25 protein-coding genes are annotated in these 26,000 nt (G+C 47.8%); 1 reads left to right on the top strand and 24 read right to left on the bottom strand.

Annotated elements, in window-relative coordinates; translation table 11 throughout:
* Positions 1 to 88: 88 nt before the first annotated feature.
* The 10 genes from AC506A_RS05670 to AC506A_RS05715 form a co-directional block, all read right to left on the bottom strand.
* A complete protein-coding gene (locus AC506A_RS05670; RefSeq protein ID WP_495459994.1) occupies positions 89 to 1,033 on the bottom strand; it encodes an ABC transporter permease in 945 nt (314 codons plus the stop codon).
* A gap of 146 nt (positions 1,034 to 1,179) precedes the next feature.
* A complete protein-coding gene (locus AC506A_RS05675; protein WP_495459995.1) occupies positions 1,180 to 1,827 on the bottom strand; it encodes a hypothetical protein in 648 nt (215 codons plus the stop codon).
* A gap of 132 nt (positions 1,828 to 1,959) precedes the next feature.
* Entirely contained in the window at positions 1,960 to 2,886 is a 927-nt protein-coding gene (locus tag AC506A_RS05680) for a VOC family protein (RefSeq protein WP_495459996.1), read from the bottom strand.
* Between the two features lie 481 nt (positions 2,887 to 3,367).
* Positions 3,368 to 3,877, bottom strand: a complete 510-nt coding sequence (locus AC506A_RS05685; RefSeq protein WP_495459997.1) for a DinB family protein — start codon at positions 3,875 to 3,877, stop codon at positions 3,368 to 3,370.
* 131 nt (positions 3,878 to 4,008) lie between these two features.
* Positions 4,009 to 4,383, bottom strand: a complete 375-nt coding sequence (locus tag AC506A_RS05690; protein WP_495459998.1) for a YhfM domain-containing protein — start codon at positions 4,381 to 4,383, stop codon at positions 4,009 to 4,011.
* A 408-nt stretch (positions 4,384 to 4,791) separates the two neighbouring features.
* Positions 4,792 to 5,469, bottom strand: coding sequence for a DNA alkylation repair protein (locus tag AC506A_RS05695; protein ID WP_495459999.1), 678 nt, complete (start codon positions 5,467 to 5,469; stop codon positions 4,792 to 4,794).
* Between the two features lie 386 nt (positions 5,470 to 5,855).
* Positions 5,856 to 6,233: a hypothetical protein gene (locus tag AC506A_RS05700; RefSeq protein ID WP_495460000.1), complete on the bottom strand. Its 378-nt coding sequence runs from the start codon at positions 6,231 to 6,233 to the stop codon at positions 5,856 to 5,858.
* A 180-nt stretch (positions 6,234 to 6,413) separates the two neighbouring features.
* On the bottom strand, positions 6,414 to 7,091 hold the full coding sequence (locus AC506A_RS05705; RefSeq protein ID WP_495460001.1) for a hypothetical protein: 678 nt from the start codon (positions 7,089 to 7,091) through the stop codon (positions 6,414 to 6,416).
* A gap of 309 nt (positions 7,092 to 7,400) precedes the next feature.
* On the bottom strand, positions 7,401 to 8,246 hold the full coding sequence (locus AC506A_RS05710; RefSeq protein WP_495460002.1) for a phytanoyl-CoA dioxygenase family protein: 846 nt from the start codon (positions 8,244 to 8,246) through the stop codon (positions 7,401 to 7,403).
* 39 nt (positions 8,247 to 8,285) lie between these two features.
* Entirely contained in the window at positions 8,286 to 8,771 is a 486-nt protein-coding gene (locus AC506A_RS05715; RefSeq protein ID WP_495460003.1) for an ABC transporter permease subunit, read from the bottom strand.
* A gap of 220 nt (positions 8,772 to 8,991) precedes the next feature.
* Between AC506A_RS05715 and AC506A_RS05720 the strand changes: the two genes are divergently transcribed.
* Positions 8,992 to 9,594, top strand: a complete 603-nt coding sequence (locus tag AC506A_RS05720) for a YjgB family protein (RefSeq protein ID WP_495460004.1) — start codon at positions 8,992 to 8,994, stop codon at positions 9,592 to 9,594.
* Positions 9,595 to 9,730: 136 nt separating this feature from the next.
* Here the strand turns inward: AC506A_RS05720 and AC506A_RS05725 are convergent, their stop codons facing one another.
* The 14 genes from AC506A_RS05725 to AC506A_RS05790 all read right to left on the bottom strand — a co-directional run bounded on the left by AC506A_RS05725 (position 9,731) and on the right by AC506A_RS05790 (position 25,919).
* Positions 9,731 to 10,630, bottom strand: coding sequence for a response regulator (locus AC506A_RS05725; RefSeq protein ID WP_495460005.1), 900 nt, complete (start codon positions 10,628 to 10,630; stop codon positions 9,731 to 9,733).
* A gap of 5 nt (positions 10,631 to 10,635) precedes the next feature.
* The gene (locus AC506A_RS05730; protein WP_495460006.1) at positions 10,636 to 11,943 is read right to left on the bottom strand and encodes an ATP-binding protein; all 1,308 of its coding nucleotides are present in this window, start codon (positions 11,941 to 11,943) and stop codon (positions 10,636 to 10,638) included.
* Between the two features lie 24 nt (positions 11,944 to 11,967).
* Positions 11,968 to 12,618, bottom strand: coding sequence for an amino acid ABC transporter permease (locus tag AC506A_RS05735; RefSeq protein WP_495460007.1), 651 nt, complete (start codon positions 12,616 to 12,618; stop codon positions 11,968 to 11,970).
* Between the two features lie 50 nt (positions 12,619 to 12,668).
* Positions 12,669 to 13,322, bottom strand: coding sequence for an amino acid ABC transporter permease (locus tag AC506A_RS05740; RefSeq protein WP_495460008.1), 654 nt, complete (start codon positions 13,320 to 13,322; stop codon positions 12,669 to 12,671).
* A gap of 75 nt (positions 13,323 to 13,397) precedes the next feature.
* Positions 13,398 to 14,246, bottom strand: coding sequence for a glutamate ABC transporter substrate-binding protein (locus tag AC506A_RS05745; RefSeq protein ID WP_495460009.1), 849 nt, complete (start codon positions 14,244 to 14,246; stop codon positions 13,398 to 13,400).
* Positions 14,247 to 14,313: 67 nt separating this feature from the next.
* Positions 14,314 to 15,042 carry an amino acid ABC transporter ATP-binding protein gene (locus AC506A_RS05750; protein WP_495460010.1) on the bottom strand — a complete coding sequence of 243 codons (729 nt, stop codon included), beginning with the start codon at positions 15,040 to 15,042 and terminating at the stop codon, positions 14,314 to 14,316.
* A gap of 444 nt (positions 15,043 to 15,486) precedes the next feature.
* Positions 15,487 to 16,284 (bottom strand): class I SAM-dependent DNA methyltransferase, encoded by a 798-nt coding sequence (locus tag AC506A_RS05755; RefSeq protein WP_495460011.1) that lies wholly within the window; start codon positions 16,282 to 16,284, stop codon positions 15,487 to 15,489.
* A gap of 936 nt (positions 16,285 to 17,220) precedes the next feature.
* Positions 17,221 to 17,595 (bottom strand): hypothetical protein, encoded by a 375-nt coding sequence (locus AC506A_RS05760; RefSeq protein WP_495460012.1) that lies wholly within the window; start codon positions 17,593 to 17,595, stop codon positions 17,221 to 17,223.
* Between the two features lie 668 nt (positions 17,596 to 18,263).
* Complete coding sequence (locus AC506A_RS05765) at positions 18,264 to 18,797, bottom strand: P-loop nucleotide/nucleoside kinase family protein (RefSeq protein ID WP_495460013.1); 534 nt, start codon at positions 18,795 to 18,797, stop codon at positions 18,264 to 18,266.
* Positions 18,798 to 18,888: 91 nt separating this feature from the next.
* Entirely contained in the window at positions 18,889 to 19,635 is a 747-nt protein-coding gene (locus AC506A_RS05770; RefSeq protein ID WP_495460014.1) for a stalk domain-containing protein, read from the bottom strand.
* Positions 19,636 to 20,285: 650 nt separating this feature from the next.
* Complete coding sequence (locus AC506A_RS05775) at positions 20,286 to 22,178, bottom strand: heparinase II/III domain-containing protein (RefSeq protein WP_495460015.1); 1,893 nt, start codon at positions 22,176 to 22,178, stop codon at positions 20,286 to 20,288.
* A 72-nt stretch (positions 22,179 to 22,250) separates the two neighbouring features.
* A complete protein-coding gene (locus AC506A_RS05780; RefSeq protein ID WP_495460016.1) occupies positions 22,251 to 23,138 on the bottom strand; it encodes a carbohydrate ABC transporter permease in 888 nt (295 codons plus the stop codon).
* A 21-nt stretch (positions 23,139 to 23,159) separates the two neighbouring features.
* Positions 23,160 to 24,059 (bottom strand): ABC transporter permease, encoded by a 900-nt coding sequence (locus AC506A_RS05785; RefSeq protein WP_256256450.1) that lies wholly within the window; start codon positions 24,057 to 24,059, stop codon positions 23,160 to 23,162.
* Positions 24,060 to 24,131: 72 nt separating this feature from the next.
* Positions 24,132 to 25,919, bottom strand: a complete 1,788-nt coding sequence (locus tag AC506A_RS05790) for a type 2 periplasmic-binding domain-containing protein (RefSeq protein ID WP_495460017.1) — start codon at positions 25,917 to 25,919, stop codon at positions 24,132 to 24,134.
* Positions 25,920 to 26,000: the final 81 nt, after the last annotated feature.

A 26,000-nucleotide genomic window follows, 5' to 3' on the forward strand; every position in this document is an offset into this window, starting at 1 on the left:
TGAGGGGCTCCAATTTCAAGCTTCTCCCATTTACCATGATTATAAGTGAGATTGTAATACTGCGTCTGATGTGTAAACCGTAGGCAGCTTAAGCCGCCACGTCTCTTCGCGTGAACATAAGCCAGGAAATCAGATTAAATGCAAGAAAGTAGACCGCAAGCACTCCGATGGAGAACGAAAGCGTCATACCATCCTGAAAAGGTCTCCCACTCAGATACTGAGTGAGATCTGTATTCGCAAACAACAGGTACTTGCTCCAATCGAACCGCTGCAGTGCCTCCAGAAGAATATTGCCCGCAAACATGCTAACGATGGAAAACGCAATAGCCATGATGCTGCTTCGGAAAGCGGACGAGATCATAAAGGCCATGGTGACATACAGGATCGTGGATACCCCGTTAAGCAGATACGTTTTCCACAGGTTGAGGACCATATTCTTCTCGACAACATACCCATCATGCGTCACTTCGATCAAAGGCAGATTCAGATCCCCAAAGCCGTATAAGATACCATTCACCGTGACGGATACGACAAAAAGCGTAAGCAACAAAAGCATGCCGAACATCAATGATGCGATATATTTGGCTATTAGGATCATAAGGCGATTAGCCGGCCGGATGAGCAGCAGCTTGATCGTGCCGGACGAGAATTCGCCTGCCAGGATGTCTCCCGCGATGATGATTGTGATCACGGTAATCACGAGCACCATTGAGGCCGAACCGTTTATGCCATCCCACATCGTGCCTTCAGTCGTGGGTATACTTTGCTCCAGGTGATAATCGATGAGGGCAATCCGCTGTAGGTTATACGTGCGGCTTTCTTCAGCCAGCTCGGGCTTTGACAAAAGCTCGTTTCGGTGCTCTTTCTCCTGCTGAAGCTCCGCCCGCCAGCCTTCGCCTTGCGATTGTTTTCCATCAGAATGCCATTCCAAAATATTGGCAAAAAGCACCAATGCTGTCATAAATCCGACCAGAATCCACGTTCTCGTCCGTCGATAGATCTTCATATTTTCATTGCGCACAAGATTAATCAATCTGCTTCCTCCCTGTGTGTGCTGCCCGTTCGTATTCAACTATCGTGCCCGTTACTTCAATAAAGAAGGATGAGAGGCGAATGTCCAGAAGCGTGAATAGGGTATTAGTGGACGTTTCCGCATCTATGTTTCTGCTCAAACACTTATTATTTAACATTAGTTTTTAAATAATCGATAGTCATTTCATAGAATGATTTATTTCCATTCATAAATCCACCAGAATCCCTTTCATTTATTCGATTTTCACTGATTCTTTGAGCAGTTAAATAATCATTCATTAAGACAGCAGTCATTACTTGTTCTTTAAAAATATTCAATTTACTCAAAGGGTATTCTATTAATTGTTCTTTATAAAGTTCTTCGATATATTCAAGATTCTTTTCAACATTATTTATTTTTCTTGAAACTTCCAGAGAAATTTCATTAGCTTCATTCAAAATTCTTGAAAGTAAGTGATCTAATTCTTGAGTGTCATTCCAATCACGGATCTCAAATATTTCATTATTTATTTGCATTGTTGGTGCAGTCCAGGCACCTTGTGCATGAAAACTCAGTGGAAAATCGTTGTTTTCCTTAAGGTCTACTAAATCCCAAAAAATTTTATCAAAATCAAATAGTTTATAATTTAAGCTATAGGAAATCTTATGATTCCTTGCATTCGGATTTATAAGTACAACAAAAAATAATGATTCCCTATGTATAAACGCAAATCCCGAACTAAATTTCCAATTCAATTTCTTTGCTTGAACTTTTATTTGATTGTTCACCAATTTATTTACATCAGCTTGTTTCATGTAAACCACCTTTGATTTAAACTTGCAATGATGTGCGAACTTCGTAAATTCGCCATACCTAAGGTATTCGCTAAGTGACTACGCTATCCTGCCAATTAACGTAATGAAGCCGCCGAACGTGTCGGCAGCTTTTTAGGCTTCGTCTTTCCCTCTCATGCCTCCAAGAAAAATGCTGTACCCATCCGGGTCCATAATTCGCGCGTTGATAGAGTCCCATTCATCTCCGTGAAATTCAATCGGTTCCGTTCCGATTGTACCCCCTTTGGCTCTCACTTCTTCAACGATAAGCCTCACATCATCCCACGGCACATGAACAAAAGTATCCCACGGGTGATCAGGGCCTTCCCACAAACCTTCAACGCCTCTAACTTTAGCGGACGTCGCATTCGGATGCACATCCTGTGGGGATACAGCCTGCTGTAAAATCACTTCCATTACAGGATACGGCACGTCTGGATCTCCCCGTCTGGCGTACCCGGAGTCATTCACCTCGTCGCATCCCAGCACGTTCTTGTACCAGTCTAGCGACTTCTTCAAATCGGAAACAAGGCGTACTTGAATCGTCTTAATAAACTTATCTTCTGACTGGTACGAAGTCGGTTCATCCGTCTGCGACCGGTTGGCGCTCAAAACGATGTTATATCCGTCATAATCGGCAATTTTTGCTTTCTTATGAAGCCGGCCTTCGTGCGCGTATTCATAAGGCTCTACCGTAATTTTGCCGCCTCTGCTGCGTACTTCCTCGACGATGTAAGCCAGGTTATCCCACGCGACCTCAACCAAGGAATCACAGCCATACTCCGAGCTTGCCGCTTCCGCCGGTTCATCCTTGTGCTTCTGTGCGACTGCGTTCGGGCGAATATGGTCCGGTGAAGCGGCTGTGATGACAATAAGTCCCATGCCTCCCCCGTCTCCCCGAGTTGCATGTCCATAGCCGCTGATGTCGTGACATTGCAGCACATTGCGATACCATTCCTGAGACTTTCTAACATCGGATACTAGACGTACAGGGAACGTTAATCCAAATTCGCCTCTTCTGATCGATTCGTTTGAAGTCAAAATGACAGCTCCTTTTTATACTCTGTTTTTTAGTTCACTCTAGTAGATGCTGAGTTAATTAAAAATTAGTTGGATATCCATTATTTGGTTTCACCCTCATAATAGCGCACATACGTTCCCGTGTAAACCATTTATTACTAGCCGGCTGATTGTCGGCAATCGGATCATGTTCTTATCACGAATCGGGAATCGGACAATGTTCTTGTCATCGACAATAATATTCCTCGCATATCCAGTTCCCCTATGCAGATTTTTGCATATAACTGCTCGAAGCACGGCTTTTTTTCATCTCGCTTACTGTAACGAAAAAGCAGCCGATCATTCTGGCCGGCTGCTGCTTCAGAGTTTTGATTTATCGGTCCTCGTTAGCTTAACGATGTATTTCCGTTGAGAACTGTCCAAACCGGGTGAGAAGGGCGGGTCATAGTAAGGACGGAAGCCGCGTTGTCCGCGCAAGCTTCCGTCCCGATCTTCCGAACGATTATCTCAAGTAACGATTTCGGATGACCCCCATGTGATGAAGTTCGTGTCCTGCAATGCCGTACGCGAGGGCGCGCGCCGTAATGCTTACGTCGTTGGCTGTGCCCTTACGGGACCACGCCTCCGCCGGTAACCCGCGCAACAGCGTGATCGTCGATTGCCTTACCGCCCGATAGTCTTCGGCCGATTGCGCAATTGTCCAGCTTCCGAAAGGAGGCATTAATAATTCCTGGTCGAATCCGGGCAGTGGCGTCTGGTCCCCTCTTGCGAACCGGAGCAGGCGGTAGGTCATGACGCGTTCCCCGTCCGCGATGTGGCCCACGACTTCCTTAAGCGTCCATTTCCCTTCCGCATACCGATACGCACCTTGGCTTTCGGACAAAGAGGCCAGCAGCACGGTCATTTGCTTTTCCTGGGCAAGCAGAATGTCGATGATGTTGCCTTCCGGCACCAACCGGATATACTCGCCGGAGTCCCCGGCGTATTCTTCTTCTGACGGTCTTTGGTTCATGTGTAGTCACCTCTCTACGGAGATAGAAATTATAGCTCTTCATAACTTTAGAAACATATTGTTGCCATGCCTAAATTAATGCATTAGTTTGAAGTGTTTTGGCAGCCGTTCAAGTATCGTTCACCTTTAGCTTAATAGTAGCTCATCACAAGTTGGTAAACCTCTCCAGCCGATTTCTTTGATATGGAGTAAGTGGTATTTGTATGATTTACGTTCTCAATTGTTCCAGCCTCTTCAGTTATCCAAAGAAAATAGGTTTCTTTGCCCAACTCAACTTTATATTGTGGGTCTGCCATATCGGCTATGCCTGGGTTCTTTGTTGCATGCTTAAATGCTCTGCTGAAAACGGAGATATCATCTGTATCCGTAATTACTTTTAATGAATTCTGCTCCATCTCTTGAAAGCTTTTCATTTTATAAATATTAATTTGATCGATTTTTTCGTTTGCGCAGCCTGTTACAACGAACACAAAAGCAAAGAGTAAAACAAACATTCGAAATTCCATTAAATATTCCCCTATTTTCTTTGATGCTTCATAGACGTTCTGTTTGTAAATTATGTTACGTTCGCCTAATTGGAACACTTAAACCAACTAGAATAAGCAATATTACTGAAATCAAAGAGCTTTTTTCGCAGAGTCAAACTTATTTTTCATCAAAGATATTACCCTCCACTTTAGTGTGATGTGACAGCTTACATAGCCGTCCAATGTTGAGTAACATCAACAATACCATTTTTTCGTGCTTATGGAATGGTACTCCATTACTGTATTCTGCCCGTTAACGGAATTAAGCCGCCGATTCTGCCGGCAGCTTCATCAAAGTTTTCTTTATTTTTCGGTCCAAGCCTATTACAATTTTCATAATTAACGCTTTGAATTCCTTTATTTTTACATTAATCCTTAATAAATTTTTCAAATGTAACTATTATTATGTCGTTTGTTAACTTCAATCGTAATGAACTCCGGTAAATAGCTGGGAGTACATCCTTTTGCTACGATTTCATCTTTGTAAAGACCCGTTTTCTCACCAAGTTTAATACAACGTGCACGATTCTTTTCATCATAAACGCCTATCCAGCCTGCGGTGAAATTCATAGCCCATTGAACTTCCGGTTCTTCCTGCGTAATATAAGCTTCTAATGTAGATAGTAAGTCTGCGGTGTTATCAGGCGGTGTTTGTCCAGTCCATCTCAATCGCGCTTGATAATACCAGAAAGCTCGCCTTTGAAGAGCAGAAGGGCTATTTCCCCATGACTCCATCCATGCAATTGTCTTCTTGTCTTTGGTGAGCTGATTAGCCATTAACCAATCCATTAAGTTATTTCGCTCATCAAAAGTGTGAGTCTGCATATCCTTATCAAGCTTATTTAGCACTTCTTGTGAAAGAAGTTTTTTATCCATAATTAAGATTGCTAATAGTCTGGGCAAAAACTCTTCGGTTGACCAAAGTTCCATAGCTAGTTCGTGATCTTTTCTAATGTCCTTTGCGATTATTCGTAAGTCGCCTAGCTTAGTTTTACTATTGATCTGAGGTAGAATGTTTTCTGCTTTTGAAGAACGTTTTATTTCTGTACCTTTATTTTCATTCATTTTATACAACTCCTTTATTAAAGAACTGTTTTCCTTTTAATTGGATACGAAATGAGCATTTCTTTAAAGGAACTTAGGTCTATGACCTGTTGAGACATGGGAGCGAGAATCGCTAGGCTAAAGTGGAGACGTGCAACTGGCTGGCTACCTTCATTATACGATTCCCTGCCTATCCTCGGAAATGAGATAATGTTCTTGTCACCCGACAGATTCTTCTCTTTTCTCTCATTAGATAATAAAAAACCGCTGGCTTGTAACTAAGCGGCGGTTCTCGAGTCACCTTTACCTGAATCTATAAGCATCACATAGAAATTTAAAGGGGTCTTTTAATTTTCTAACATAGTTCTCAATGTATTGTTTATCGTCATAATAATTGTACCTTGGCTCTAAAACCTCATCGAGCTGCGGCCGAAACTATTTCGGTTATACAGAATCGGAGTTTTGTTGCTGCCGCTCGCTTTCTTTTGTACCACCTCGTGCAGCCGTTTCGTCAGCTCCGCGAACCATTCTTCGTCACGCGTGGCCAGCGCCAGCTCGATAAAGTCTAGGATCGGCTCCTCGTAGTCCAGCACCTGCACCTCCGGCTGCTTCTTGATCCAGCTGCTCAACACAGCGACCGTAGTGCCGACCGCCGCATCGTGATCGGATAGTACGATATAAACGCTTGCAGTGTTTTGTTTTTCGTTCATCGACGTAACAAATCCTTGAATAAGTTCCCCGTCCTTCGTTCTGCCTTGTACCCAATCACTGATCGCAAAGCTCATCGTCTGCACCACCTGTCTTTAGAATGGACAACCAAACTGTATGTATTTTAGTTACAGTTTGGTTAAGAAAAGAGGACGTTGCATAAGCAGTTTGCCCGGTTAGCCGTCCTTCTTAATACTGTAATTATATTAGTTACAGTTTAAAGTGTCAAGGAGTCCACTATCGACATTCTAGCTTCATTAATGTTTATTGTAATATTCATTATTTTTCCAAACCAATGTCCCTTCCTTTTCTAGTGCCATGTATTCGATATCCTTGTCTGAGGGGTATAATCGCAAACGTTCTAAATTGATTTTACTTTCATCCATACCTGCAATGCGATAAACTACGACTTCATTATTTTCAATTTTCAATATCAAATCATCCGCTCTAGATACCGTTCTGTCAGGCATTTCTTCAATATGATGCTCGGTAAAACTCTTGATATCGAGCCACGAAATAACAGAGCGATGGATGCCTGATCCCCATGAATAGGCATATACAATGTCCAAAATCCCGTCTTTATTGACATCGTATGGTACAGCGCTTGTTAGGCCGAACCCGCCAAACCCGTTACCTATATGAACAGCTTTTTGATTCACCACGATAAACGTTTCCGAGTTCTTATAATTATCTACAATTTTAAAAAGCTGACACTTTGTTTGATCCCAAATAGTAGAGGGAGTAATTTCCATTAGTTCAATATCCGTTTTTCTCGATTGAGATATATCCGGAGTTGCTAATATCAGTTTTTTGGCTTTTTCAATCGAAATCTTTTCTTTCGTTACTTCAAATGATGTATTATTGGAATCACAAGACGAAAAAAGAAAGCAAAAAGTTAACTGAGTAACAAGTGTCATTAGCAGCTTGCTTTTCATTTGAATTTCCCCTCCAAAAAACCCACAAAGTAGCAATGATCGCCTGTATAAACAAACGGCTAACAAATGAAACCAAACTTTCCAACTCAGCACTGGAGGGTTATTTGGCATGCTCAGTTTTTAGTATAGCATCATTTTCTCGATCTTCTATTGAGAATTCTTGAACCGCCGATCGTCTTCCATCTGTGCCATCGTTGCTTCGTATGAGCGCCGCATTCTCGATAGCTTCCCGCTAATTCCTTAATCACCATCCATGTCCAAATTAGGAATCGACAAAAAAGGCCGCTGCTTGAGCGGCCCTCATCGAGGCTACTTGACCATATGAACCGGATAATAGGGAGGGATTGGTTTCGTATAGTTCTCTTTTGCATATTTCACTTGATTAGGCGTCCATTGCGAATAAAACAGCCGGGTATCTTGATCATCGCTTAGCGCAAGCACTTCAGGTACCGTCGCCCAGTTCGTCAGCGGGTAGCTTGTCGCCCGAGAATGATAGTTATGCATCGTCCGCCGCCCGTGCGTACAATCCGCGCTCCCGCCTTTTCGCGTATGATACGTCGTAATATTGTAAAGCACGGCGGTACCGGCTTTGCCCCGGATCGGGATCTCCCGGTAAGCTTCCCCCTGCTTTGCCTTCGCTTCATCAAGCGTTCCATACATATGGCTGTTCGGTACTAAACAGAACGCTGGGCAGCACTCATGAACATCCGACAAATAATAGATGACACATGTATACGTACTGATATACGGATTTTCCGGATCAAAGATTTTCCCGCCTATCGTGCCGTAATAGCTGATATCCCGGTGGAAATTCATCTCGCTGGCGCTCGCCCGTTCCGCGGAAACATCCCGAAAATCAAATTGAGCAAAACGCGCCTCTCCAAGCAGCACTTCCTGAATAAGCGGAAAGATTTTGGGATGACGAATGAATCGATCCATCTCAAGCGGATGCTTCGCGAGGAAGCTGCCCGTGCCGACCGCGCCTTCAATCGGCTTATGCCATTGCTCCGGCGATTCTTTCAAGGATGCCTCTACCATGGTGTTCAAGTAGTCCAGTTCCTCCTGCGACAACGCATTCGGAATGACGGCGAAGCCATTTTCCTTGTAGTGCGCCAGAATCTCCTCTTTCGTCGTTTGGACGGCGTTCGTACTCATAAAACCATCAACCTCTCTTTCATAGCCATGAATAGTTGATTAACCTTTGACGGAGCCTAGAAAAGCCCGGAGTAGAAGTCGTTCCAATGACCGACTACATAGAACTAGCCGGACAGTTGCAATAACCGGTTTGGACAACGGCAGAATAATACTCCATAGCACGCGCATATCCGAAGCCCCATCGATACGGGCCGACTCCTCCAAACTCTCCGGGTTGCTCCAGAAGAAGTTCCGCATCGGGATAATGACGATCCATAACAAAAACCGATGGCCCGGAATATGAGTCTTCGATAAACCATATGCACCTGTTGCCGTAAATATAAGATTTAAGAAGGTACCCACCAAGGTGACGAATACTGTAATCCCGAATGATTCGAGCGTGAACGATTTGGGCCAGAGCATCATGGGGTTCTTGTAAATCTCATGCGCTTCGCTGAACGAAATGGCCCACACGTTCACCATTGGCAGCAGCGTAATTAAGCCCGCGACGATAAGCACCAAGTAGATAAGACCTGCGCCCACCACGGATTGGCATCCTAATAAGATAACTATCTTCACTATTTTCACCTGAAAGTAAGACGGAAACTATCATTTCACATTCCTACAGGTCGAATCTCTCGTTACCTTCTTGTAACTGTTTCTTTACCGTTCTGACATTCCTTTCGAGGCTGGTCTGGGTATTATGAGGTTGTAAGCCAAGCCAACCGTCCCTTGTCTCCAATAATAATAAGAGGTGAAATTCTAAATGTTGTACAAATCGAAACACTCGTATAAATTAGCCGCCAAGCTGGCCTTGACCGGATTGATCGCGGTAAGCTCCATGACGGCAATCTCACATTCGAATGTCCACGCGGCAGCAGCCAGCGCTAGTGCTAGCACGAACGCACAGAATGACTATATTAAGAGCATTTACAAGCTTGCGAGCGAAGGAAAAATCCCAGGCTTAAACGCCATCGCGGGCAAAACGCCGATCTCCGCCGTTCATTACAAATGGGGCGAACCGGATGTAGGCGGTGACCTGAAAGGCAACCATTACGAAGCGTACAATTTGGGCATGGGAAAAGGCGAATACAGCTTCGGCGTCAATAAATCCGGCGTCATCTATGATTTGCGAAATTTTGGGACGTCCATTGATCGGACGGGAGGCATCAAATCGCTGACCTTCGCGTCCGTCATCAAAACGCTTGGCATGCCTAAGGAAGTCCGCTTCACCGGCACGGACAAAATCTATGTTTACCATCCATCCAAAGCATACGAACTGAAATTCGTCGGCCCAAGTAAAGTCGCCAAAGGCAAAATCGCGCATATTGACCACATCAATGTCTATACGGGCAAAGCGAATACGTGACTCGCGGCACCACGGAAAAAAACCGTCCCGGCACAGCACTCGCTGAGCGTGGACGGTTTCTTTTTTGTGTACGCTCAGCCTGAATCACAACAAAACGTACTCTTCATTCCTTCCCTACATGAGGAGATCGACTATTTTACTGATTTTTCATTTTATCAAGCGTCTCCAGGTACAGCACTTGAAGAAATTTCTTGATATTGACTTTGCGCTTCTCCTGCGGGAATTTCTCGTCGATTTCCCGCATCTTGAGACGCACGTCCTCGAAGTCGAAATAAAGCGGTGCGTAATGCTCGAACTTCGGGTGGCTGTAATCCGTGAGCCCGATGCTCGCCAAGTTGGATAAAGCTGCGATGACGGTCCGACGAACGCGCTGCTCGACCGCCTTCCCTTCCTTCTCGATTTCGCCGCCTTCCGGTTTGCTCACTCGGGCTCCCACCTCGTACAACGCTTTCAGCGGCGGGAGGCCCCTGCCCTGATGTCGTTGAATCAGCCATAACATCATCTCGATGATGTCATGGCTTCCGCTCTCCCCGATGATGCCCATGTCCACTAAGATTACCCGCATGATTTCTTTGGCATCTTGCTTCTTCCGAGCGCTCACGGGCTCCGAATTCAGGTCATCCAACTTCGCGATCGACTGTTTGATTTCCTTCAGATAACGGCCTAATCGCCATTGCTCGCATACTTTCCCGAGCACGGCTTTGACTTCTACCCGGTTAATCGGCTTCTGGATATAAAATTCAATGCCCGCTTGATATGCTTTGCTGATCATATCTTTGTTCTCAATCTGGGAGATCATGACATACTTGCCCTCGTACCCTTCCCGTTTCAGCTTCGCGATCGTTTCTATTCCGTCCTGGTCCGGCATCAATAGATCGATGAGGACGACATCGGGGTTCTCTTCCATTACAAGCCGCTTCCCTTCAACCCCGCCCGCCGCCATTCCGACCACCTCACCAACGCCGCCTTTCTCGATAATCGTCTGGAGCATCCGCCTGCTTACCGCATCGTCGTCGACAATACAGAACGATAGCATTGCACCTACACTCCCTTCTTCAACTTAAAGGTAGGAAAAGCAGCGGCGAACGTGGTTTCAGCGTCCCGCCTCGGTTCCGTCAGGAGAAGTCTGCCCGTGAACGAGCCGACGATATCGCGAACATGCGAGAGGCCGATGCCGGTCGCCGCGACGCCTTCCTGATTGAATTTGGTCGTAAACCCGGGCTCGAATACCATATCCTTATCCTGTTCGGCGATCCCCGTCCCCGTATCGCTGACGATAAACAACGTATCTCCTTCGCGTTCGCGTACGTGGATGCGTATCGTTCCATGACGCTCGATCGCTTCGACCGAGTTGGCCGTCAAATTGTTTAGAACGGTGATTAGCGGGATGTAGTGGGCGGTCAGGTAATCGATACCGACATCCTTCTCAATCCGCACTTCTTTCTTAAGCATACGGCTGTATTCGCCATTCGACTTTCTCACTAGCTCGACGATCTCCGTCAAGGTCATTTCCGGGGCGCTCTCCAGGTCGACCAGTTTCGTCAATCCCGCCAGGATGCGCTGAGAATCCTTCTTCACCTCGTGAATCTGCTGGGTGATCCCGAGAACGGTCCGACCAAAGTCGTACAACCCCTCCTTGTTCAGTAAACCGTACAGATCGTGGCTCTTCGCGGTAATCTGTTCGATTACATCCATCGATTTGCGCAAATAGAAGACCTCGCCATAGAGCCCGCTGCCGACATTGATCATTTGTTCGATCCGTTTCTGCTGTTCGGCGTGAACGCTTCGCATTTGGTGCACGGCGATGCTGCTGTAGATGCCCGTCGTAAAATAGCTGCGCACCACGGCGATGACCGAAATCAGTATCCACTGATTCATCTGAAAATACGGTAGTCCGAAAGCCGCGCTACGCATCAGCAGCTCCGCTTCATTGGAGACCACGTCGATCAGCGACACGCACGCGCCGAGAATAAGCGGATTCATTTGATGCATGCTGCGTTGAATGAGGGCCATGCCGGCCCCGAAGACCACATAAAAGAGCATGGCGGAGAAGTGCGTCTTCACGCTGCCCAGAAGATAGAATGTCCCAGCTGTGGCGGCTGCGTCGAACGATACCCGAAATAGCAGCACCGTCACGCCTGCTGCGATCCCCGTACGCCAATAAGGCAGATGGCTCATCAACAGCAGTAAGAACAGAAAGGAGCTGCAGCCAAGACCGATGCGAAAGACCTCGCCGATGAACGGGTTGATCTTGAATTCCCCGGCAACCGCTACGACGATAGCGACGATGGTAATTTGCATGCTTTCGGATTTAGACCAATTTTGTATGGCTATAGGAATGACTCCCATCAGGATTCTAAAATCCTTGGATGCTTAGCCCCATTTGTTTTCCAGGCTCCTAGCTGCAAGCGATAGCGCGTAGTTGACCGCAAAATACAAGACGGCCACAAGCGCCAGAATCGGAATGGTATAATCGAAATTTTGCGCGATGACGATCTTGGAATGATGCATCAGCTCAGGCAGCGAGATAACGATGGCAAGCGACGTGTCCTTGAGCAGGGAGATGAACTGGCTCACGATCGGCGGCACCATGCGCCTCAGTCCCTGCGGGAGCACGATATGCCAAACCGTCTGCGAGTAAGTGAGACCCGACGAACGGGCGGCTTCGACCTGGCCTTTCGGGATGGAGCTTAGTCCGCTGCGCACGATTTCCGAGATCATGGCGGCTTCGAATACCGCCAGACCGACGATGGCCGAGCTCATGACCCCCAATTTGATGCCGACGTCCGGCAACGCGAAATAGGTGAAAAATAAGATCAGCAGCAGAGGCAAATTCCGGATAAGCTCGACAAGCACGCCAAGGATGCGGGCTAGGACCGGAATTCTCATATAACGCAGCGTTCCAGTGATGCTGCCCAGCACGAAGCTCAGCACGATCGCGACGAAAGCAACCCAGAGCGTGATGCCGAAACCTTTCATGACGAAGATGAGATTATGGTAAGAGAAAGCGCCAGCAATGTCCATCCGCCGATCCTCCTAAAAGTTATTCTCGAATTTTGCGTTTCGCGGCATTTCTATCCGTTTTTGGCTAACTTTCGTTCGAGCTGCAACGCCGCGAAGCTTAATGGAAGGGTCAGAACGAGATACAACGCTGCGACGAAGATATAGGTGTCGAAGGTCGCATACGTCTTGCTTGCCACCTGATCGCCATAATACATCAGATCGAATCCGGCGAAGACGCCGAGAATCGACGAATTTTTCACGAGGTTAATGAATTGGTTGCTGAGCGGCGGAATGACGATTTTAATCGCCTGCGGAAGCACGACATGCCGCATCGTTTGCATGTACGTCAATCCCGACGCTCTGGCTGCCTCCGTCTGTCCGGACGGAACGCTCATGATGCCCGCCCGGATTGCTTCCGCAACGAAGGAGGCGGTATATACCATTAATCCGACCGTGCCGCAGACGAATCCGCTTAACGTCACGCCGATCGAAGGCAAGCCCAAGTAAAACATAAAAACGACCAGCAGCAGCGGTATATTCCGAACGAACTCGACGTAAGCCGTCCCGATCCACCGCAGCGGCTTAACGGACGAAATACGGAATACGGCGATGATCGTTCCAAGTGCGAAGCTGCCAAGCAAAGCAATGACGCTCGCCCAAATCGTGTTGCCAAACCCTTTCATATAGATTCCGAAATGGTCCGTAAAAATCGATATGTCCGGCATGCTATCCCCTCCCGCTATTCCCCATATGCAGAAAATGGGTGGCGCTTGGCCACCCATCCTGTTGTACGCAGTCCTCTATTCCACGGACGGGGCTTTGCCGATCCATTTCTCGTACATCTTGTCGTATTCGCCGCTGTCGTGCAGCTTCTTCAATGCTTCGTTGACGCTGTTCAGAAGATCGGTTGCGCCTTTCTTGATCGCGATGCCGTACGGCTCGTCGGTGAACGGCTCACCGACAACCTCGTAGTTCGGATCCTGAACGGCCATGCCGTACAAAATCGCGTTGTCGGTCGTCAGTGTATCGCCCTGACCGGCTTTGAGCGCGCTGAACGCGTCCTGGTAGTTGTCAAACTCCAGAATGGTCGCGTCCGGGACCTTCGCTTTGATGTTGTCGACCGAGGTCGAGCCTTTCACGGCCATTATTTTCGTGCCTTTCTTAATGTCGTCGATGCTCTTGATCGGACTCCCTTTCTTCACCAGAAGGGACTGGCCCGCCTTGAAATACACGTCGGAGAAATCGACTTCTTTCCTGCGCTCCTCCGTAATCGTCATCGTGGCGACGATCATATCGATATCGTTGTTGTTTAACATCGGAATACGCGTTTTGGAAGTGACTTCCTTAAGCTCGATCTTGGTCTCGTCGCCGAGAATCTCCTTGGCGAGCGCTTTGGCGACGTCGACGTCGAAGCCTTCGACGTTGCCGCTAGCCGGATCTTTCAGGCCAAACAGCTTCGTGTCGTACTTGACGCCGACGACGAGTTTCCCTCGATTCTTGATGTCGCCCAGCGTCGACGCCGTCTCGGACGGCGAATCTCCGTTCGCTCCGTTGTTGTTCCCTCCTTCTTTGCTGCCGCATCCGGTCAATAAGACCGTTGAAAGAAACGTCAGTACGATGCCAAGCGTCATCCAACTTCTTTTCTTCATCGCTTAAAACCCCTCTCCATGATGGGAGTGTATAGTACGGTTACATGGTTCGATCGTGCGCAAGCCGTTAATGGCGCAGAACGCGATTGAGAAACAAACGTGCCCTTTCTTCCCGAGGCTGCTCGAAAAATTCCTCCGGCGGAGAGATTTCGACGATTTGCCCTTTGTCCATAAAGACGACGCGGTCCGCCACTTCCCGCGCGAAACCCATCTCGTGGGTAACGACGACCATCGTCATCCCTTCGTGCGCCAAGGTCTTCATGACGTCCAGCACTTCGCCGACCATTTCCGGGTCGAGCGCGGAGGTCGGCTCGTCGAAGAGCATGATCTTCGGCTTCATGGCCAGCGCCCTAGCGATTGCCACGCGCTGTTGTTGTCCGCCGGACAGCTGCGAAGGAAACGCGTCCGCCTTGTCAGCGATGCCGACTTTCTCCAAAAACATTTTGGCTGTATCCGCCGCTTGCTGCTTCGGGACGCTGAGTGCCTTCATTGGAGCGAGCGTTATATTGTCGATCACTTTCAGATGGGGATAGAGATTGAAGTGCTGGAACACCATGCCTATTTCCCTCCGCAGCTTGTTGATGTCGGCCTTCTTATCGGTGACGTCGACTCCGCCCACGGTCAGACCACCGCTCGTAATCGCCTCCAGCCGGTTGATGCAGCGAAGGAGGGTGCTCTTCCCCGAGCCGGAAGGCCCGACCACAACGACGACTTCTCCCTGCTCAATTCGCAGATCGATGCCTTTAAGCACATGAAAGTCGCCATAATGTTTCTCCACTTGCTTAAATTCAATCACTGCAATCCTCCCTTATCGTTGCCTTTCACCTCTCTGATGGACAAGATATGTTAGGTTAGATCGAATACTGTGTAGACAACTATAACGAAAACCTACGCAATCCTAACGAATCCGACATGAAACTTATAATTTTTTTTACAAACGAGTGCGTGTCTTCCATATTGACAAATAATCATTAGATATTGATAAACTATTAGCTGGAACTTCGATATAAAAAATAAAAAAGCCGCAGTTTATGCGACTTCCGTTGTATAGATGTTCTTGTCGTCCGTCAATTATTGTTCCAAACAAAGGAAAGATCGCCGATAACCGGATTGCTTATCTGTCGCAGATGCAGGGCAGCAGCAGCGCATTCCCTCATCTAAATTAAGATTAAAGCCGCTTGCCGGGTTTTCGTCCAGTAAGCGGCTTTTGCTTCCTTTACTTTATTGCTAATTTATAGCTTTACTTTCGGCAGATAAAAATCAGGTCTTTGTGGTCTGCGTTAGCTGGTTCGTCGCTGAAATCTCCAAATATCTGTAGGTCGCTGAAGCCTGCGCGCTCAAGCATCAGCACCAACTCGTTCTTCGTAAAGTCTTCCGCCCTTTGCGTGTGAACTTCCTCCTTGATTAGATCTCCTTCGTGCCACAGCCGGACTCGCATCTGACGGGTGGCGACGTTCTCCAAGGGATCTGTCTCAAGTGTCCGGGCAGCTACTTCCAGCTCCGTGCCATCGGCCAGGATCTGGCGCTCACTGGATGCAGGCCATCCCTCGGGTTCAGCCCGCCTGTACTCAGGCAACCTCGCCAGCCAAGCGGGCGGATCGTTCCATCGCACCGCATAGTTGAATGCGAACGTGCCGCCTGGACGTAGATGCTCATGACATCGCTGCATTGCTTGCATAGTCAGACGATGCTCTCCACCGAGACCAATCACCCCGCATGCAAATATCGTCCTGTATCGCTGGGGCAGATCCAACTCGTGAATTGCCTGCGCATAGAGTCGAGGTGAAAGGCCTTGCTTTGCTGCTCGCTCCTGGCAGACTGCAAGCATATCCTCCGAGTAGTCGCAGCCATCCACATCCAGACCAGCTTGCAAAAAGAGGAGCAACAAGCGTCCACTACCGCAGCCCAGATCAAGCGCCGGTTGTCCGGACGTCTCGATCAGCTTCTTGTAGTACGCCGCTTCCGGACCAGCTTCCGTCCACAATTCGGCATGCGCCCGCGCGACAAGGCCATAGTGCCATATTTGGGGTCGTTGCATATATTGATGACCTCCCTGATATTGGGTGAAAATCATTAGTGTTAACTGACCGTTAGTCATTACATTGATACCGTTGCGAAATTCACCAAAACAATTGGCTGCCTTCATAAAAAATTAGGGTTGTTGTAGTCACATCGACCACTACCTTTCACAGGAATGGTTTTACCATACCATGGTTTCATGCTTCTTCCCAGCCATGTGTCAGGTTATAAATGATTGTAATCATTCTTTACAGGACGTTTCTCGTAATGCCGAATTTTGGGACATTAAGATGTATTTTATAATGTAAAAGCGAGCATCATCCCGTATAGTTTAGCCACTACGGCTAAGGAATCTTCTTTGTGTCCGTTATTGGAGAACAATACAACTTCTTGTCTATTGGAAAGGACAAGAAGTTGTATCCATAAAATAAAAAAGCCGCGTGAACCGCGGCCAGAATGTCGAGAGCCGTTAAGCCTCCTTCGACCTCCTTTCTAGATGGAGGGCGATCTTCTTCATGTTTTGTACTGCTACGGTCATAAGAGCTATTTTAATATGCTTTATGAACAAAATTTTTAACGGTTGTCAGCGTGGCTATTTGATGAAAATAAGCCTTATTGAAAGGCTAACGGTTGTGACAGACGTTATTTGCAGCAAATGGGTCGATTCCTAGTGGAAAATATTCAAATAAGCTCGCTGGCAACCGTTACAATATGAAAAGGGTCTATTTATGCCAAATAACCACTTTCACAACCGTTAGAGTTGGAATACGACAAAGCATGCGCTCATCGCGGGTGTACAATTATATCAAACGTGGGTTTCTCGACACACTGGAAGCGAGAAACGCGGCATCTAAAGGATATATGTTCTTGTCCTCTACAGATAGAACTTTTCACCAGAAGCTGCTGGACTTGTTGTAGAAACATTGAAAAGCGATCAAGTATTAAGTTGCTTAATCTAAGTTAAGGGATCTAATTGGAATATAAAAGTGAATTCAGGTGTTGAATACCGTTGGTTAGTTACGAGATTCCCAAATTCGTCAATCCCGAAAACAGATATAACACCTTGATTACTTAATAGCATGAGATCATATTGTACTTCATAGGCAACATTACCAGCAATAAAATACGTCATAACTTGACTGGTATTTGGAGCTAATATAAATGATTGTGCATAAACGGGAACAAAACTAGAGGAATCAACCGAACCAAGTACTTGCACAATGATTGTTGCTGAATCAACTTGATCAGCATTTTTCATATTTATTACAATGTTTGTTGCAGCTGTTCCAAAATCACGTGTATTGGTGACCCATCCTGTTGTGAATGGCATAAAATTCACTCCTTTCTATTATGTTTATGTTAATCTATGAAACTGAACCAAAGTTGAACTATGTGTTTATCTTCAATGTAGTAAAATATTTCCAATTGCGGGAGTAGCCCGTTACTTCGACAAAACAAGGAGCAGCTGCCGCCGGCAAACTGCTCCTTGTTTTGTTCAACTAACGTTCTCTTTAGCTTAATTTCTATTTCTTTCTATTTCTTGCTTTTTCTCACATGATAGATAATTGATGCAACAAATAACATCAATATCAGGGAAAAGACCAGAATCCTATCCATATTTAGCTGGATATCCATGCGAACCCTCCTGATTTTCCAATTATCTCCCGAGTAGCAATCTCCTAAGCTTTCGTTATTTATTAGCTTAATCAGAATGTTGATCGTCGATGATTGCATCCTGTTCCAAATACGGGAAATTCAGAGACAAAGAAAAAACCTCACGTGAAATCATATCAAACTATAAAGTTATTCCATATTGTCACTCCACTATCCTGCGCCTTTTACCGAATCTGACCCGTTACAACATCAGTTAATGGAGGGAAGTCACCCGTAACAAATGTCAAGTCTCTGTGGCCTGGGCCGGCAGATAATTCAATATTTAAAGAGAAGATGAGTATTCCCGTACCGATTTCACCAGGATAAAAAGAACGTTAGTTTAATCTAATAGGTTTCAATAGCCACATAGAAGCGAGCGCTTTTGATGACTTCTTCTACCGTTTCTGAGGGTTGTTTAAGAGTAGTGTCATAACTATATTTGTTAGTTGAAGGTGAGCTCTCCATTTTGTTCAATAAAAACAAAGAACGTTCTAAGGAATCTATATCCCCTCGATTTTTTAACCTTTCGATTATTTTTTCTTTATTAGCTTTAAGTACAACATATTTCAAACTTACATCTTCTAAGTCGGATAAATGTTTACAAAACCAATCAAGTTCCTCCTCAACAACAAAGTCAATAATGACATTTAAATCATGCTGCAAGGAATTCCTCGTCAAAGCCAGTATATTTTTCCATGTGAGTCGTAAGCGCTCTTCCCACGAAAGTGATAATTCGTCATTTAACAGATCAAGGAGAACATCTCCCTCAATAAGAACGCATTGCTCAACATTTCGTGCAAGTTCTTTCGTAGTCGTTGATTTACCAACCCCGAGAGGACCCGATATCAGGTAAACTATGTTTTTATTTTGTTTGTTCAATTCCAATCCCCCATAACCATAGTCTAAGTACACTTCGCACACCTCTACTAACTTCTTCATGACGTCTATCATCGACTTTTCAAGGCGCCTATTAAAAGTATACATTTATTTTTTTTAGTTTATTGTCCCAAGACAATGTTGCTCCAATAATTTCTGCAACCTGTTGTGCAGGAATAAAAGTGATGCCATCATAATGTTCCATTACGGTATCCATAAAGCTTTCTCTCTCACCGATAACTACGGTGTCGAACCCAACCGCATATGTATACTCCAACTCTTTATATTTCACTGTTACTTTGTCGTCACTTAAGACATATTCAATTCCAAACCTATTCATCAATCCTTCGGTTAAAGGGAACATAACCCGGTTATCTTTATTTACATAGAAAATATCGTTCGGTCCAGCTATAGCTACATCCTCTCCATTAATGGAGACTGATGCATCAGATCGTTTTCGGAAGTTGTCTAAAAGTAATTCACCTTCGATTTTTTCGTTTTCGCTTATTTTCTCAGGGGGGAATAAACGTCTAGTGGTAGTAACAGAGACTTGATTTGGAGAAGTTGAAATTCTCTTATTGAACATTGTTATCACGTAATACATTTCCCCAGCCTTGAAATCAACACCACAGGCGAAATCTGAATAGGGTGTCCATACTTTGATTAATGCTTTTACGTTACCTTTCTCCACCTTTAACACTTCAAAATAAACGTCTTTTCCACCAGTGCTATCATTATATCGAACTTCAAGCACCTTACCGACAAACACATTCGATTCCGCTCGGGGCTCGATAATATAGCCTGGAGAATAATCGCATGCCGATACTCTCGTACTATTCATTATGAAACCACTTAACATGACTACTGCTGCAATGAATACGATGATATAATTTCTGAATGTGACTTTTCCCCATATTCTGAGCACGTATAACCATCTCCTAACTGGCACATTTTTACCAATCCTTTCCGATACATAATTCATACCACATTTTTACTTTTATTACGCTAATCTGCTCGTTAGCATTCCGTTAATTTCGTCTTTAAAAATAGAAAAGCGCCCTCGGGAGCGATGGGCGCACGCAACGGGTCATAGCCCTTAAAATCCCATCATCCTGGAGGACGCTCTACTATGGAAATTCAATCGCAGGAGAAACAAATCAAATAGCGCGTCTCCACCACTTCGAGCCTCGGGTTTTTGGTGCGAATGCCGTCCTTGATCTTGTAAATAACGTTCAGTGCGCTCTTCTATTATCGCTCTCCCTTTGCCTCGTTGTTTTGTCTGTCAACCAGGTACCAGGCGCTAACCGCACTTGAATCCGACTCGGTCCAGGAACGCCTCTCTGTAATGGTCGACAAGCCTCATATATCTTTCCGCCGCGTGCGCGATGCATCAACTTCCGGCGAATGGTCCGATACATTCGACATATACGATTCATCCCGTCCCGCGGTGGAATAGCGACTTCGAGAGCGGATGCGTTAGGCACGATCGGATCAGCCGCGATCGAGCGTTACGACGATCGTTCTCTCGCCGGCAGCGACCGGCTGCCGTTCCTCCAGAACGATGCGATACATGCAGTCGCCCCAGTTTCTTTTCAGTCGGCTTTCCATGTAATCGATCTTCTCGCTTCGCGCACGAAGATGCTCGGCGTCGTAGCGGATGACCGCCTGTTTGCCAGGAGCGTAAGTCAGCAGGATCTCGCCGCTGCCCTCGCCCCCGATAATAGGCTCGCAAGGTGTAATCAAAGAATGGAACATTTCCGCAGGAGCACCATCCTTCATGGTAAATACGTCACCCACCGTCACAGAGGGGTTGCCGTCCCGATCCAACCGAACCGTACGCTCCCAAGCCGCGATGCCGGCTTCCTCCGGATATGCATCGGCGATGTCCATTCTCAGCTCGGAGCGGGCCCCTTGCTGCGAATATTCCGCATAGCGCGCCTTGTACCGCCTGCCGCAATGCTGCAGCACCCCGCGCACCGTCGGCAGGTTATGGTACTGCGATTGCAAATACCAAAGCTCATAACGCCGCGTGCTGAACGTCTGCGCCTTGTATTCCTCAGTGCCTAGATCTATGAGCAGCGGATAACCGTCGGCGAACACGAGGAAGCTGCCGACGTCGTTATGGTTATGCGCCTCTTCGTTGCTGCCGCCTTTGGCCGCGACGTACAAGCCATGCTGGGTGCCTTCCTGCTCCCTTGCAGTCATCACTTGGGTAACGCCGAACCAGGCGTCCCGCATATAAGGCGCCTTCCCTTCTTGCGCAAGCCTCTCCTTCTCGACGAACAAATCCCGCGCATAACCGTATAGGTTAAACCAAATTCGCGTGCTCGGATCGCCGCTTGGCGGCAAGCTGGCGCCGAGACGGACGAGCGACTCATCCCCCGCGCTAACACCGTAGCGATATATGCCCCCGCCTGCCGGACTCGCCTTTGCATCGCAATCGGCGAAAGCGACGTAATAATCGCCATGAATGTGTACTTTGGGCATATAAGCGCCAATATCCTTAACGATCTGCTCCCCGAAAATGTCGAAACGTCCTTGTGACGCCAGCGACAGCATCTCCAGACATTCATATAAGCCGCCCGCCGCCGCGCTCCAATAAGACGGTCCTTCGTCGCAGCAGCCGTCTGCCGGATAAGTCGCGATGAACGCGTCGAGGCTTCTCATCACCTTGGCGATTCCCGCGCTTCTGACCTCCGGATCTTCCTCGATGAGCAGGAATCCCGCCAGCACCGGGCCGTTGCACCACGGATTCCAGTTGTTGATCCGTTCGCCGGGAGTGAAGCCTTGCCACCAGTAATCATCGTGCTCAAGGTATGGCGTCAGTACCCGCCCCTTCGCCTCCCGGACGATACGCTCGTTAATTCTTGGGCTGATCGCTTCGAACTTGCTTCCAAGCAAATAGCGGGTCCACAGGAGAAGCCGCGCCGTTTCCACAGATGACAGCTCGACTCCGTATTCCGTATTACTAGGGATGCTCTCTTGCTTATCGAATTCCTTCCAGTGGCTGCGATGGCCCGGGGGCACCCAGGTCGTCTCCTCACAGATGGCGAAAATCCCGTTTAAAATTTGATCTACAAATTGGCCTTCGCCTTCCATGCATTCGGCGATGACGAGAATGCCGAGCACGCTTCTCCGTTCGAAGTAGGCGAGACTGAGGCGCGACAAGTCACCGCTCGTCCAATAGGCGCGATAGTCCGACACCTTAATTGCCGGCCACCCATAATCCGCATAACGGTCCGCAAGCCGCAGCCAACTCTCTCTTTTCTCAGATGAGATCGATCCCCAGGTTTCGCGGTCTTCCGCCTTCGGGAACGGCGCGTATGGGCCCTCTCCAAAGCCAAGCTCTTCAAGTCGCGACGTGCCGTAACGTTCAAATAACATCGTTCGATCTCCTCCCCGTCTCAAATAAAACCGCCCTGCTCCGAAGAAAAGGACGGCTTACCTTGCAACACCTTACTCCTTGACGCTTCCAAGCGTCATGCCGCTCATGAAATACCGCTGCAGGAACGGATAGACGCATAGCACCGGCACCATGCCGAGGAAAATTTGGGCAGCGCGCACCGAGCGATCGTTCAACTGCGATAACAATAGAATCATCGCAGGGTCGGATATGGTAGACATATCCATCCGGACGACAATGGTCTGCAAGTAGCTGGCAAGCGGATAGTGGATAGGATCGTTCATATAGATGAGCCCGTGGAACCATTCGTTCCAATGCGTGACGATCGCGAACAGCGTTACCGTTGCGATTGACGGCATCGAGAGCGGCACGATAATGCGCCAGAGCGTCTGCCAATGTCCGGCGCCGTCGATGAACGCCGACTCCGACAGCTCCTTCGGCAAGCCCCTGAAGAAGTTGAGCATCAGAATGACATTGAATACCGGCAGCGCCCCTGGAAGGACAAGCGCCCATATGCTGTCTATCAAATGCAATTCCCGTACGACCATATAGGATGGAATTAATCCGCCGTAGAACAACATCGTGAAGACGAAAATCCAGGCATATCCCGTCCGGAACTTCAAGTTCGCCGCTTCCTTGGACAGCGGATAGGCCGTGAGAATCGTTAACAGCATGTTAATGGCGACGCCAAGCGCCACGCGCTGCGCCGATATGCCCATCGAGATCAGAAACTCATCCTTCCTCGCGACGAATTCGTAAGCCTTCATCGTGAAGTCGACCGGCCATAAGGTCACTTTGCCCGCTTCGATCGCGGCGGCCGAACTTAAGGAAACGGAGAAGACGTTAACCAAAGGCAGTAGACAGATAAGAGACAAGACCACAAGCACCGTATAGTTGAAACCTACGAACAGCTTGCGACTCCATGTGTAGGATTGAATCATGACTAACCTCCTTGCCGCTTATCAGAAGATGCGATAATTCGCGAAACGGTAAGCCGCGATATAAGACAACGAGATGAGGATGAGCGAGATCACCGACTTGAACAGTCCAACGGCGGTCGCCACTCCATATTGGGCACTGGCCAGTCCGATCCGATATACGTAAGTGTCGAGAATGTCGCCGGTTGAATAGACGGCCGGACTGTACAGGTTGTAGACTTGGTCGAAGCCGGCGTTCAGAACGTTGCCGAGCGCGAGCGTTGTTAGCAAAATCGTGACCGGAAAGATCGCGGGAATCGTTACGTGAAGCGTTTGTTTCCATCGGTCAGCCCCATCCAGGACAGCGGCTTCATACAGCGAAGGATTGACCGCGGTGATGGCGGCCAGGTAAACGACCGTTCCGAACCCGAATTCCTTCAATACGTCTGTTCCCGCCAGCACGTAAGGGAACCACTTATCGTTGCCAAGGAAGAACACTTTATCAAACCCCAGCCACGCGAGAAATTGATTCATGATCCCGGACGTCGGAGAGAGCACATCCAGCAAGATACCGGCCATAATGACCCAAGATAGAAAGTGCGGCATATAAATGATCGTTTGGACGGAGCGCTTGAAGTACTTGATTCGGATCTCGTTCAGTAGAAGCGCGGTTATGAGCGGCGCGAACAGTCCGCCGACGATTTTCATGAATCCGATGAATACCGTATTCCTTAGAACATCCCTTGTTTCGGACAAGTGGTAGATATACTTGAAATGTTCGAATCCGACCCACTCGGAGTGAAAGATCCCTTTAACCGGAATAAAATTCTCGAATGCGATAACGATGCCGACCATCGGGCCGTAGCTGAATATCAACGCAGCCATCAGACCCGGAACGAGCATCAGATGCAGCGGCCATTCCAATCTCCAATTTCTGCGGCTCAATCGATTCCCCTCCTGCCATGATACAAAGAAAGGGTAGCGGCTAGCGGTTAGCCCCTCCCCCCCTCATACGTCTTATCGAATCTGACCGCTTGCGTTGACTTCGTCGAGAATCTCCTGACCGCCGGATTTCAGCCAGTTTGCCGCCCACTCGTCGAAGTAATCGAGCGGCTTGGAGCCCATGATGATTGAGGTGATCATCTTGACTTCTTCGTCGCGAAGCGAAGGACCTTTGGCGATCATCGTCGTCGTCGGATTGCCTACGTATGCCGATTGGAAGACCTGGTTGTTGTCGCTGTACTGGCCAAGGAGGCTGAATACCCCGTCAGCAGACCAAAGTTTGTTCGCAGCCCACATGGTTTTGTCGCCGGCTTCGAATTTGGCCACCTGATCGTAATATTGCTTCTGTTCGTCGTTCAGCGTGGATGTGTCGCCGGCTTGCTTAGCTGCTTGAACCGCGGCAGCCGCTTTCGGGTTGTTGCCCGGCATGCCTCCGCGTACCGGGGAAAGACCGAAGACGCCGAAGTCCTTGCCGTCTACCGTAACCGTGTGGTAATTTTTGTCGAAGTTTCCGTAGAGCTTTTCAATATACGTGTTCAACATCAAGATAGGAGCTTCCGGATGTTCGGCCTTCTTGCTTACGACATAGAAGTGCGAAGGCAATCCGGTCATGCTTTGCGAGAGCGCCGGTTGATCATCGGATGATACGAGCGGATAGATGCCCCAATCCGAGCCGGGAACGTCATTGTACATATTATTGATTGGCCAAGTCGGCACCCAGAACGCGCCGAACGTCATGCCGACTTTGCCGGATGTGACGAGCTCTGCGGACTTCATGCCGTCGATGACGCTGAATTCCGGATAGATCGCGCCTTGCTTGAACAGGTCAGCCAGCTTGCCGAGAGCGGTCTTCACTTCCGGCTGCGTGTCGGCCCACTGTGCCTTGCCGTCCGCATCTTTAATAAAGTTCAGACTCGTGGCCGAGCCCTTGGTCGGATTAAACGGATAGGCGTGGTAGCCGTTGAAGAAGCCGTCAAGTCCGGACCAGCCATTGAATAGACTCAAGTCGAGGCTTAATCCGTACGTATCGTTCTTGCCGTTCTTGTCCGGATCCTTCTTCGTGAACGCCAAGGCGATATTAACGACATCCTCCATCGTCTTCGGCGCTTCAAGCCCCACATTGGCAAGCCAGTCTTTGCGAATATAGATGAGCTGAGTATCGGTGATATCTCCGCCGTCTGACGGAATACCCATGAGTTTGCCGTCCGCCGTTGTTGCCGCTTTGAGCCTCACGCCGTTGTTGGCTTCCATCGAGCCCTTCGTCATATCGGAAGCGTACGTGTTATAGGCATCGGTCAAATCGGCGATCGTCCCGGCTTCTACGAGGATCTGGAACTGCTGAGCATCGACTTCCATAAAGTCCGGCATATCGCCGGATGCCATCGTTACGGCAACCTTGTTCTGATACTGCTCGGCGTTTACTTTCCATGCGTTCTTCAAATGAATGCCAAGATCTTCTTGGAACGTCTTGACCCAAATGTTGGAGTCGTAGTCGTCACCGGGCGGCAGCTCCGCGGCTGAACTGACAGCGCGCACCGTCGTGACTTCGATCGGCGGATCGTATTTGCCGGTCGGGCCGTCGGGAGTGGTTGCTGCCGGGCTTGCGTTTGCATTTTCGCTCGTGCTTGCATTATCGCTTGTATTGGCGCTTGAGCTTGCGTTTGGCGTACTGTTCGCGTTAGAAGATTTGTTGCCGTTGTTGTTGTCGCTACATGCTGTGACAGTAATCATGATAAGCAGTAATGAAAGTATGGCCGAGCCTTTCACTTTCGATTTTGCTTTCGCTTTCGTATTTGTCGACATCAGCTGCTTTCCCCCCTAAATTCTGCATCAAAATGTGCTACGCTTTCATTATGCAGTCAGAAAGACGCCAAGAATATAATA

It is taken from the genome of Paenibacillus sp. N22P23, assembly GCF_059383735.1.

Excerpts from the sequence above, each read along its gene's own strand:
- AC506A_RS05790 (WP_495460017.1), bottom strand. The coding sequence starts at position 25,919 with ATGTCGACAAATACGAAAGCGAAAGCAAAATCGAAAGTGAAAGGCTCG.
- AC506A_RS05710 (WP_495460002.1), bottom strand. The coding sequence starts at position 8,246 with ATGAGTACGAACGCCGTCCAAACGACGAAAGAGGAGATTCTGGCGCAC.
- AC506A_RS05780 (WP_495460016.1), bottom strand. The coding sequence starts at position 23,138 with ATGATTCAATCCTACACATGGAGTCGCAAGCTGTTCGTAGGTTTCAAC.
- AC506A_RS05725 (WP_495460005.1), bottom strand. The coding sequence starts at position 10,630 with ATGCTATCGTTCTGTATTGTCGACGACGATGCGGTAAGCAGGCGGATG.
- AC506A_RS05675 (WP_495459995.1), bottom strand. The coding sequence starts at position 1,827 with ATGAAACAAGCTGATGTAAATAAATTGGTGAACAATCAAATAAAAGTT.
- AC506A_RS05745 (WP_495460009.1), bottom strand. The coding sequence starts at position 14,246 with ATGAAGAAAAGAAGTTGGATGACGCTTGGCATCGTACTGACGTTTCTT.
- AC506A_RS05700 (WP_495460000.1), bottom strand. The coding sequence starts at position 6,233 with ATGAGCTTTGCGATCAGTGATTGGGTACAAGGCAGAACGAAGGACGGG.
- AC506A_RS05705 (WP_495460001.1), bottom strand. The coding sequence starts at position 7,091 with ATGAAAAGCAAGCTGCTAATGACACTTGTTACTCAGTTAACTTTTTGC.
- AC506A_RS05740 (WP_495460008.1), bottom strand. The coding sequence starts at position 13,322 with ATGCCGGACATATCGATTTTTACGGACCATTTCGGAATCTATATGAAA.
- AC506A_RS05730 (WP_495460006.1), bottom strand. The coding sequence starts at position 11,943 with ATGGGAGTCATTCCTATAGCCATACAAAATTGGTCTAAATCCGAAAGC.
- AC506A_RS05735 (WP_495460007.1), bottom strand. The coding sequence starts at position 12,618 with ATGGACATTGCTGGCGCTTTCTCTTACCATAATCTCATCTTCGTCATG.
- AC506A_RS05685 (WP_495459997.1), bottom strand. The coding sequence starts at position 3,877 with ATGAACCAAAGACCGTCAGAAGAAGAATACGCCGGGGACTCCGGCGAG.
- AC506A_RS05720 (WP_495460004.1), top strand. The coding sequence starts at position 8,992 with ATGTTGTACAAATCGAAACACTCGTATAAATTAGCCGCCAAGCTGGCC.
- AC506A_RS05755 (WP_495460011.1), bottom strand. The coding sequence starts at position 16,284 with ATGCAACGACCCCAAATATGGCACTATGGCCTTGTCGCGCGGGCGCAT.
- AC506A_RS05770 (WP_495460014.1), bottom strand. The coding sequence starts at position 19,635 with ATGAATAGTACGAGAGTATCGGCATGCGATTATTCTCCAGGCTATATT.
- AC506A_RS05775 (WP_495460015.1), bottom strand. The coding sequence starts at position 22,178 with ATGTTATTTGAACGTTACGGCACGTCGCGACTTGAAGAGCTTGGCTTT.
- AC506A_RS05690 (WP_495459998.1), bottom strand. The coding sequence starts at position 4,383 with ATGGAATTTCGAATGTTTGTTTTACTCTTTGCTTTTGTGTTCGTTGTA.
- AC506A_RS05695 (WP_495459999.1), bottom strand. The coding sequence starts at position 5,469 with ATGAATGAAAATAAAGGTACAGAAATAAAACGTTCTTCAAAAGCAGAA.
- AC506A_RS05760 (WP_495460012.1), bottom strand. The coding sequence starts at position 17,595 with ATGCCATTCACAACAGGATGGGTCACCAATACACGTGATTTTGGAACA.